The organism is Sulfitobacter sp. HI0129 (genome assembly GCF_001635395.1).
GTDB lineage: Bacteria > Pseudomonadota > Alphaproteobacteria > Rhodobacterales > Rhodobacteraceae > Sulfitobacter.
The window spans coordinates 1-8,172 of sequence record NZ_LWGH01000561.1 but is presented as its reverse complement, the minus strand read 5'-3'; the positions used below and the strand labels follow the sequence as shown (position 1 = coordinate 8,172).

9 protein-coding genes are annotated in these 8,172 nt (G+C 62.1%); 7 read left to right on the top strand and 2 right to left on the bottom strand.

The features are described from left to right. The first annotated feature begins 151 nt into the window (after positions 1-151). The 3 genes from A3764_RS15105 to comE all read left to right on the top strand — a co-directional run bounded on the left by A3764_RS15105 (position 152) and on the right by comE (position 1,952). The gene (locus A3764_RS15105; protein WP_067926317.1) at positions 152-631 is read left to right on the top strand and encodes a hypothetical protein; all 480 of its coding nucleotides are present in this window, start codon (positions 152-154) and stop codon (positions 629-631) included. Positions 632-894: 263 nt separating this feature from the next. After that, complete coding sequence (gene comD, locus A3764_RS15100; protein WP_067926109.1) at positions 895-1,401, top strand: sulfopyruvate decarboxylase subunit alpha; 507 nt, start codon at positions 895-897, stop codon at positions 1,399-1,401. Next, positions 1,398-1,952 carry a sulfopyruvate decarboxylase subunit beta gene (gene comE / locus A3764_RS15095; RefSeq protein WP_067926106.1) on the top strand — a complete coding sequence of 185 codons (555 nt, stop codon included), beginning with the start codon at positions 1,398-1,400 and terminating at the stop codon, positions 1,950-1,952. Before comD ends, comE begins: the two co-directional genes overlap by 4 nt. Positions 1,953-1,957: 5 nt before the next feature. Here comE and A3764_RS15090 read toward each other — a convergent pair whose 3' ends face one another. Then, positions 1,958-3,019: an ABC transporter ATP-binding protein gene (locus tag A3764_RS15090; RefSeq protein WP_067926102.1), complete on the bottom strand. Its 1,062-nt coding sequence runs from the start codon at positions 3,017-3,019 to the stop codon at positions 1,958-1,960. Positions 3,020-3,051: 32 nt separating this feature from the next. Then, positions 3,052-3,837, bottom strand: a complete 786-nt coding sequence (locus A3764_RS15085; protein WP_067926099.1) for an IclR family transcriptional regulator — start codon at positions 3,835-3,837, stop codon at positions 3,052-3,054. 129 nt (positions 3,838-3,966) lie between these two features. On the opposite strand from A3764_RS15085, the gene A3764_RS15080 reads away from it, so the two are divergent. From A3764_RS15080 to A3764_RS15065, 4 genes are all read left to right on the top strand, one after another. Next, positions 3,967-5,205, top strand: coding sequence for an ABC transporter substrate-binding protein (locus A3764_RS15080; protein ID WP_067926096.1), 1,239 nt, complete (start codon positions 3,967-3,969; stop codon positions 5,203-5,205). Between the two features lie 86 nt (positions 5,206-5,291). Then, positions 5,292-6,218, top strand: coding sequence for a carbohydrate ABC transporter permease (locus A3764_RS15075; protein ID WP_067926093.1), 927 nt, complete (start codon positions 5,292-5,294; stop codon positions 6,216-6,218). 1 nt (position 6,219) lies between these two features. Then, on the top strand, positions 6,220-7,068 hold the full coding sequence (locus tag A3764_RS15070) for a carbohydrate ABC transporter permease (protein WP_067926088.1): 849 nt from the start codon (positions 6,220-6,222) through the stop codon (positions 7,066-7,068). After that, a partial coding sequence (locus tag A3764_RS15065) for an alpha-galactosidase (protein ID WP_201722440.1) occupies positions 7,065-8,172 on the top strand: 1,108 nt, incomplete at its 3' end. The genes A3764_RS15070 and A3764_RS15065, both read left to right, overlap by 4 nt.

Below are 8,172 nucleotides of genomic sequence, written 5' to 3'. Positions count from 1 at the left end.
CAGGGCGCATTTCGATAATGGATGCCCCTCCCTAGCGCCCTCCGGATGAAAAGGACAGAAGCAGCCCCGGACCCTTTGCGATGCCATATTGCTGCCGGCCCCGCGTCGTATTACCCGAAGCACATCGCCCCGGCTGCACCGCGAGATTTTCATGAGCCCTTTCGACAATCCGTTCGATTCCGGTAACGATCCTGTGCGCCACACGCTCTGGGAAAGGCACATGCGTGCCGATATCGATGCCTTCCTCGCCGGAGATTGGGCTGCGGTCGCAGATGACTTCGACGCGGCCCGCTTCATTGCGCTGGACGCGGGCGGGTCGCGGGATCCTCTCCAGTGGACGGTGGGTTTTCCAAACCTTTCGGCATACCGGGACCGCTGGCTGGAGATGTCGGCGCTCACGCGGGAGCGGGCCGATCCGGACAAGCTGCGGCGCGCCATGTTCGAAGGCGCGCGTATCGCCAGAATTGATTTCTACGCGGAGGGCACCGCGCTTCTTCACAAGGTTTTCGACGGGGCCCTTCCGCTGCGGGACGGCACGCGCGAACCCTACGGCTGGCAATCCGTCTTCACCCTGGTCCGAGAGGAGGGGGGAAACTGGAAAATCGTCTCTTTCGTGGGATACCTCGGCTAGTTTGCACCCGGCGGCGCGTTTATCCCGACTGAAAGATATGGAAGGCCACGCCCGTGCCGTCGATGTGCGGCTCCTCTTTCGCCGCCGGTCTGATCGATACGCGTGCCCCGGCACCAGATCCGGTCGTATTGCGGTGGCCCCCGCCGGGGGCTACCAATGGGGCAACAGCCGCTACGGGCGCAGAACGGTTCCTTGCCGCACAGAGCCCACCCCATATCCCGCCAAAGCGCCGCCGGGCGCCCCAGAGGAAAGGCAGACTCCAGATGAACATCGACAGGAAGATCGCGGATGACCTTGTCGCGAACGACGTGTTCTTCGTCACTACCGTGCCCTGCAAGCAGTTGGCCGGCGTGATTGAGGAGGTCGAGCGCCGCGACGACATCATGCACGTCCCCGCGAACAAGGAGGACGAAGGCATGGGGCTCTGCGCCGGGGCTTTCATGGGGGGCAAACGGCCCGCGATCATCATGCAGAACACCGCCATCGGGGTCACGATCAACACGCTCGTCACGCTGATCCAGTTCTACCGGATGCCGCTGCCGATGATCATTTCCTACCGGGGCGAGTTGCGCGAACCGGTCGCCTGTCAGGTGGAAATGGCGGTCCATACCAAGGCGCTGCTCGCGCAACTCAACATTCCGACCTATCACTTTCACCGCCAGAAGGACGTGGAGGAGCTCGACAATATCCTCAAGTACACCTTCATGTGCAACAAGCCCGTGGCGATCCTGACCGACGCCAACTTCTGGGGAGGCTACGGCGACCAATGATACGTTCCGAGATCCTGCGCGACATCGCGCCCATCATCCGTGACCACCTTGTCGTCTGCAATATCGGCCTGCCCAGTCAGGAACTGCACAGCATCGATGATCAGCCCACCAACTTTTACATGCTGGGCACCATGGGGCTGGCCTCTTCCATCGGGTTCGGGCTGGCACTGGTGCAGCCGAAGCCGGTCATTTCCATCGATGGGGACGGCTCTGTCCTGACCAACCTTGGCACCTTGCCCACCATCGGCAACAACGCCGCAGGCAATTACACGCTGCTGATCATCGACAACGGGTCCTATGGGTCAACGGGCGATCAGCCGACCTATGCGGGCAAAAAGACCTCGCTTGCGGAAGTGGCGCGCGCCTGCGGATGCGATAACGTGATCGAGGTGCAGGACAAGGACCTCGGCCCGGTCCTGAGGGACGCGATCGACAGTGACGAGATGACCGTGATCGTCTGCAAGTGCGACAGCGGCAATGTGAAGATGCCGGTGATCACGCTGGACCCGGTGGTGATCCGGCACCGCTTCATGGAGGCGGTGAAAGCCTGAACGGCTCAGCGCAGGCGCAATTCGCTTTCCGCGTCGAAGAACATCGCCTGTGCCGGGTCGAAATCCACCCGCACGCCGCTGCCTTCCGGGATGGCTTCGTCGCCCCGTGTTTCGACGACGATGCGTTCGCCGGTCGGCGTATCGAGATAGTCGTAGGCGACACCGCCAAGGCGTTCGCGAATGTCGATCCGCACAGGGGATTCCGCCGCCGTGACCGAAAGGTGCTGCGGCCTCACACCGACGATCACGGCGCGGCCATCAGCGGGCAGGGCGACGTTGGCGGGAATGGCCATGTTGCCGAGCGCGGGGATCACGACCTTACCGCCCGTCACCTCCCCGTTCATGAAATTCATGCTGGGTGATCCGATGAACCCGGCAACGAAGCGGTTGTCCGGATCCTCGTAAAGGGTCATCGGGCTGCCGACCTGTTCGATATGGCCCGCCCGCAGCACGACGATCTTGTCGGCCAGTGTCATGGCCTCCACCTGATCGTGGGTGACATAGATCATCGTGGCGCCGATCTCCTTGTGGAGTCGGGCGATTTCCACCCGCATGTCGACCCTGAGTTCCGCGTCGAGGTTGGACAGGGGTTCGTCGAAAAGGAAAACCTCCGGCCCCCGTACGATGGCCCGGCCGATGGCGACGCGCTGGCGCTGCCCGCCGGAAAGCGCCTTTGGTTTCCGGGCGAGGTAGTCGTCCAACTGCAGGATGCGGCTTGCGTCGCGCACCTTCGACTTGATGGTTGCCTTGTCCACGCCGTTCATGCGCAGACCGAAGCCCATGTTCTCCTCAACGCTCATATGGGGATAGAGCGCATAGGTCTGGAACACCATCGCCACGCCGCGTTCCGCAGGATCCGCCCGGGTCACGTCGCGCCCGCCGATCGCGATGCTGCCGTCGGTGGTTTCCTCAAGTCCCGCGATCATCCGCAGCAGGGTGGACTTGCCACAGCCCGACGGGCCGACGAATACGCAGAACTCGCCGTCATCGATCTGCAGATCGACCCCGTGGATCACCTGCACCTCACCGTATCGCTTGACGGCCCCGTTGAGTGCTACGCCTGACATTCGTTCCTCGCTCCCCTGAAATTTAGGTCATGTCACTGGGCGGCCGGAAATGGCCAGACAGCGGCCTCCGTCCCGATCTGGGCGGTGGTGCGCAGCAGGGCGGGCCGGAAATTTTCCAGCGCATCGGGGGCCATCCGCATGGTCGACGTCACGATGGAAAGCGCCCCGATCACCCGCCGATACCCGTCGAAGATGGGCGCCGCGATGGACACGATGCCCTGTTCATGCTCTTCGCGGTCATAGGCCACGCCGCTGGCGCGGATCGCGTCCAGTTCCGTCATCAGTGTGCCGGGGGTTGTATGGGTCGCCGGGGTAAAGGGTTCGTAGAGCTGGTTTTCGAGCGCCTGCGCCCTGCGCTTTTCGTCCATGAAGGCGAGCATGGCCTTGCCCACTCCGGTGCAATGGGCAGGCGCGCGCCGTCCGGCCACGGCCATCGTCTTGAAGCCGTTTTCAGGGGTGCGTTTGTCGATGAACACGACCCTGCCGTTTTCCATCTGCGCAAGGTGAACGGTTTCGCCCACATCGCTGGCAAGCGTATCGAGAAAGGGTGCGGCCAAAGGTGCGAGCGATGATTGGTTCCACGCATGGCGCGCCGTTCGGACGAGCCGCATGCCCGGCACGTAAACATGCCGTTCCTCGTCATAGGCCAGCATGCCCTGACTGGTGAGCGACTGCATGATGCGGTGAAGTGTGGCCTTGGGGTAGGGGCTGATCTCAAGCACTTCAGAAAAGCGGACGGCCCGACCGAAGCCCACGACCGAGTCGAGGATGTCGAGCGATTTGCCCAGCGTTCCGTCCGATACGACCTGCTTGTTCATTCCGACCTTCTGCCCCGGCATTAACGAAGTTGACATTGACTCGGTTAGCATCATGAGATTATTTTATCAATATGCAAAACATTTGTCCCATTATTTGAGACTTTGCATCGGGAGGAGAAAGGGAGAACCATGAACGCATTCAACAGCAGGCTGGCCGGTGCGCTGGCCGCGACCACATTGTTCACGTCCACCGCCGTCGCCGGTGAGCTTGTCATCAACACCGATACCTCGGACCCAGCGCCGAAGGCCGCCTTCGAGGCGCTGATTGCGGGATTCGAGGCAGAGAACCCGGACATCACGGTGAAGTGGAACCTTTTCGATCACGAAGGGTACAAGACATCGATCCGCAACTTCCTGACGGCCGATGCGCCGGACCTTGCCAACTGGTACGCGGGCAACCGGATGCTGCCTTATGTTGAGGCGGGCCTTTTCGAGCCGGTCGACGACGTGTGGGAGCAGAACGGGCTGGGAGAGACGCTCGCCTCCGCCAAGGGGTCGATGACCATCGACGGCAAGATCTGGGGCGTGCCCTATACCTATTACCAGTGGGGCATCTACTACCGCAGTGACATTTTCGAGCAGAACGGCATCACCGCGCCCGAAACCTTCGACGACCTGCTCGCTGCCTGCAACACGCTTTCCGAAGCGGGCATTACACCCATCACCATCGGAACGAAATATCTATGGACCGCCGCAGGGGTCTTCGACTACCTCAACCTACGGACCAACGGGTACGATTTTCACATGGCGCTCACCAAGGGGGAGGTTCCCTGGACGGACGACCGGGTGAAGGCCACGATGGAAAACTGGAAGCGCATGCTGGATGCGAACTGCTTCCTCGAAAACCATGCCGCCTATTCATGGCAGGAAGCCCTGGCCCCCATGGTGCAGGGTGACGCGGCCATGTACGTCATGGGCAACTTCGCCGTGGCACCGCTGCGTGAGGCGGGGCTGACGGACGAGCAGATCGGCTTCTTCCAGTTCCCGCGCATTTCCGACGATGTGCCCATGGCAGAGGAAGCGCCGACCGATACGATCCACATTCCGGCCAACGCGAAGAACAAGGAAGACGCCAAGAAGTTCCTTGCCTACCTCGCGCGCGCCGAAGTGCAGACCGAGGTCAACAAGACGCTGGGCCAGCTGCCCATCAACAAGGACAGCCAGGTCGGTGACGACAAGTTCCTGCAGGCAGGCTACGAAATGCTGAGCGGGACGGAAGGCGGCATCGCCCAGTTCTTCGACCGGGATGCCCCGGCCGAAATGGCCAAGGCCGGCATGGAAGGCTTTCAGGAATTCATGGTCAAACCAGAGCGCATGGACAAGATCCTCGAGCGGCTCGAAAAAGTGCGGCAGCGGGTCTACGAATAATCCCGCATCGCGCTTTACCGTCTCGCCCGGCCCCTCCCGGGCGGGACACCTGAACCTGCCGCCCCACTCCAGCCGGAGACAGCGCCATGACGGCTCCCATCGTTCCCGATACCCATCCGCCTCTGCGCCGGTCATGGTGGAAGGAGAACCAGCAGCGCCTCGCGCCCTGGCTCTTCCTCGCGCCGGGCATCTTCATGTTCGCGGTCTACGTGATCATTCCGATCTTTCAGTCGATCAATATCTCGTTCTACGACTGGGACGGTCTTGGCGAAAGGACATGGGTCGGCGCCGACAACTACGTCGAACTGATGGACGACGAGGCGTTCTATACCTCGCTCAAGAACAACGTGATCTGGCTGGTGCTCTATATGCTGGCCATTCCCATGGGCCTTTTCGTGGCCCTGTTCCTCAACCAGACGGTGCGGGGCATCCGCATCTACAAATCCCTTTTCTTCTTTCCCTTTGTCATCAGTCAGGTTGTCGTGGGCCTGGTTTTCGCATGGTTTTACGATCCCTCCTACGGGCTGATGAACATTGCGCTGGGGTGGTTCGGGATCGAACCCATCGCCGTGCTCGCCAACGAAGACTATGTGACCTACGGGATCATTGCCGCCGGTCTCTGGCCGCAGACGGCCTATTGCATGATCCTTTACCTCACCGGTCTGAATGCGGTTGATCCCGAACAGATCGAGGCCGCGCGGCTGGACAACGCCAAGGGGGCAAAGCTGCTGTGGTACGTGATCCTGCCGCAGCTACGGCCCGCGACCTTCATCGCCGTGGTGGTCACGGTGATCGGCGCGCTGCGCTCCTTTGACCTTATCTCGATCATGACGGACGGCGGGCCATGGGGCTCCTCCCGCGTGCTGGCGTTCTACATGTATGAACAGGCGTTCAGCGAATACGGCTTCCGCATGGGATACGGGGCGGCCATCGCCGTCGTGCTTTTCCTGATCATGATGGTCTACATCACCGGCTTCCTGTGGAAGATGTACCGCGACGAGAAGGGCTACTGAGATGTTTCCGACGCCGATCCAGAAACGCTCGGCCGTGGCGCAGACCGTCTACAAGGTCGCGCTGCCGGTGGCACTCATCGTCTGGCTGCTGCCGCTGATTGCCGTGGCGCTGACCTCCGTCCGTTCCGCGGGGGATATCACCGCGGGGAATTACTGGGGCTGGCCCAGCAGCTTCAACCTGTTGGAAAACTACACCGCCATCTTCCAGCAGACGCCCATCGGGCAGTACATCCTCAATTCCTTCAAGGTGACGATCCCGACTGTCATCGGTGCGGTCGCGATAAGCTGCATGAGCGGCTTCGCTTTGGCCGTCTACAAGTTCAAGGGCAACCTACTGCTGTTCTTCATGTTTATCGCGGGCAATTTCGTTCCCTTCCAGATTCTCATGGTGCCGGTGCGCGATCTCACGCTCGATCTGGGGATGTACAACACGTGGTACGGGCTCGCGTTGTTCCACATCGCCTTTCAGGCCGGTTTCTGCACGCTCTTCATGCGTAATTTCATCAAGGCGCTGCCGTTCGAACTGATCGAGGCGGCGCGGGTGGAGGGCATATCCGAGATCCGCATCTTTTGGTTCGTGGTCCTGCCGCTGATGAAACCCGCGCTGGCGGCCCTGTCGGTGCTGATATTCACTTTCATCTGGAACGACTATTTCTGGGCCACCGTGCTGACGCAGGGGGCGGATCAGCAACCGATCACCGCCGGGCTCTATTCGCTGAACGGGCAATGGGTCGCCGCGTGGCATCTGGTGTCGGCCGGTTCCATCGTCGCGGCGCTGCCGCCGGTGCTGATGTTCTTTCTGATGCAGCGGCACTTCATCGCGGGGCTGACACTGGGGGCCGTCAAATGATGCGAAGCTGGCGGCTCGATGATGCCCGTCAGTCGCTGGTTCTCGCCTCCCGCGAGGACCGCCTGCCGGAGATCGTCTACTGGGGGCCGCGGCTGCCGGATGGCGAAGAGCTTTCGACGCTTGCGCAGGCGCATGCCATCGACGTGACCGGCGGCATGCTGGACGAAACACCGGAACTGTCGATCTGTCCGGAGGAGACGCGCGGCTTTCCGGGCCAGCCAGGGATTGTCCTGCGGGACGCCAAAGGGGGCCGCTTCACCCCGCGTTTCCGGTTCGAAAGTGACGAGGGCGCGGAAGATATGCTCACCCTGCGGTTTCGCGATGCCGAGAGCGAAATTGGCTATGCCGCCTTTTTCGGGATCGACCCCGACACCCATATGGTCACGGCCCGGGCCGAGGTCGATGCGCCCGACCCCGTCACGCTGGACTGGCTGGCCGCACCGGTTTTCCCCGCGCCGCAGAACGGACGGAAAATGGTCGATTTCGCCGGCCGCTGGTGCGGCGAGTTCCAGCCCGTTTCCACGCCCTGGTCGGCAGGCATGCGCGCGCGCGAAAACCGCACCGGGCGCACGGGGCACGAACATTTCCCCGGTCTTCTGCTGCCGTCGCCGGGGACCACCCATACAGCGGGGCAGGCCCGCGCCTTTCACTACGGCTGGTCCGGCGGGCACCGTATGGTGGCCGAAGAACTGCCCGACGGGCGGCGGCAAATCCAGTTCGGCCACGCCAGCGGGACCGAAACGGAACCGGCCACGCATTTCGCGACGGCCACGCTTTACGCCGCCTTCTCGGATGCCGGGGTCAACGGCTGCGCGGTCGCGTTTCAACGGCATCTCCGGGACCGGATCGTGAAATTCCCTGACCCCAATCGCCCGCGCCCGGTTCACTACAACTGTTGGGAAGCGGTTTATTTCGACCACGATCCCGAGGAACTGAAAGAGATCGCCAGCCGTGCCGCAAGCCTTGGCGCGGAGCGCTTCGTGCTGGATGACGGCTGGTTCGGCGTGCGCGACGATGACACGCGCGCGCTGGGGGACTGGGCCGTGGATGCGCGCAAATATCCGGACGGGCTGACCCCGCTGATCGAGCATGTCCGGAGCCTGG

Excerpts from the sequence above, each read along its gene's own strand:
- A3764_RS15105 (WP_067926317.1), top strand. The coding sequence starts at position 152 with ATGAGCCCTTTCGACAATCCGTTCGATTCCGGTAACGATCCTGTGCGC.
- A3764_RS15075 (WP_067926093.1), top strand. The coding sequence starts at position 5,292 with ATGACGGCTCCCATCGTTCCCGATACCCATCCGCCTCTGCGCCGGTCA.
- A3764_RS15085 (WP_067926099.1), bottom strand. The coding sequence starts at position 3,837 with ATGAACAAGCAGGTCGTATCGGACGGAACGCTGGGCAAATCGCTCGAC.
- A3764_RS15070 (WP_067926088.1), top strand. The coding sequence starts at position 6,220 with ATGTTTCCGACGCCGATCCAGAAACGCTCGGCCGTGGCGCAGACCGTC.
- A3764_RS15090 (WP_067926102.1), bottom strand. The coding sequence starts at position 3,019 with ATGTCAGGCGTAGCACTCAACGGGGCCGTCAAGCGATACGGTGAGGTG.
- A3764_RS15080 (WP_067926096.1), top strand. The coding sequence starts at position 3,967 with ATGAACGCATTCAACAGCAGGCTGGCCGGTGCGCTGGCCGCGACCACA.
- comD (WP_067926109.1), top strand. The coding sequence starts at position 895 with ATGAACATCGACAGGAAGATCGCGGATGACCTTGTCGCGAACGACGTG.
- comE (WP_067926106.1), top strand. The coding sequence starts at position 1,398 with ATGATACGTTCCGAGATCCTGCGCGACATCGCGCCCATCATCCGTGAC.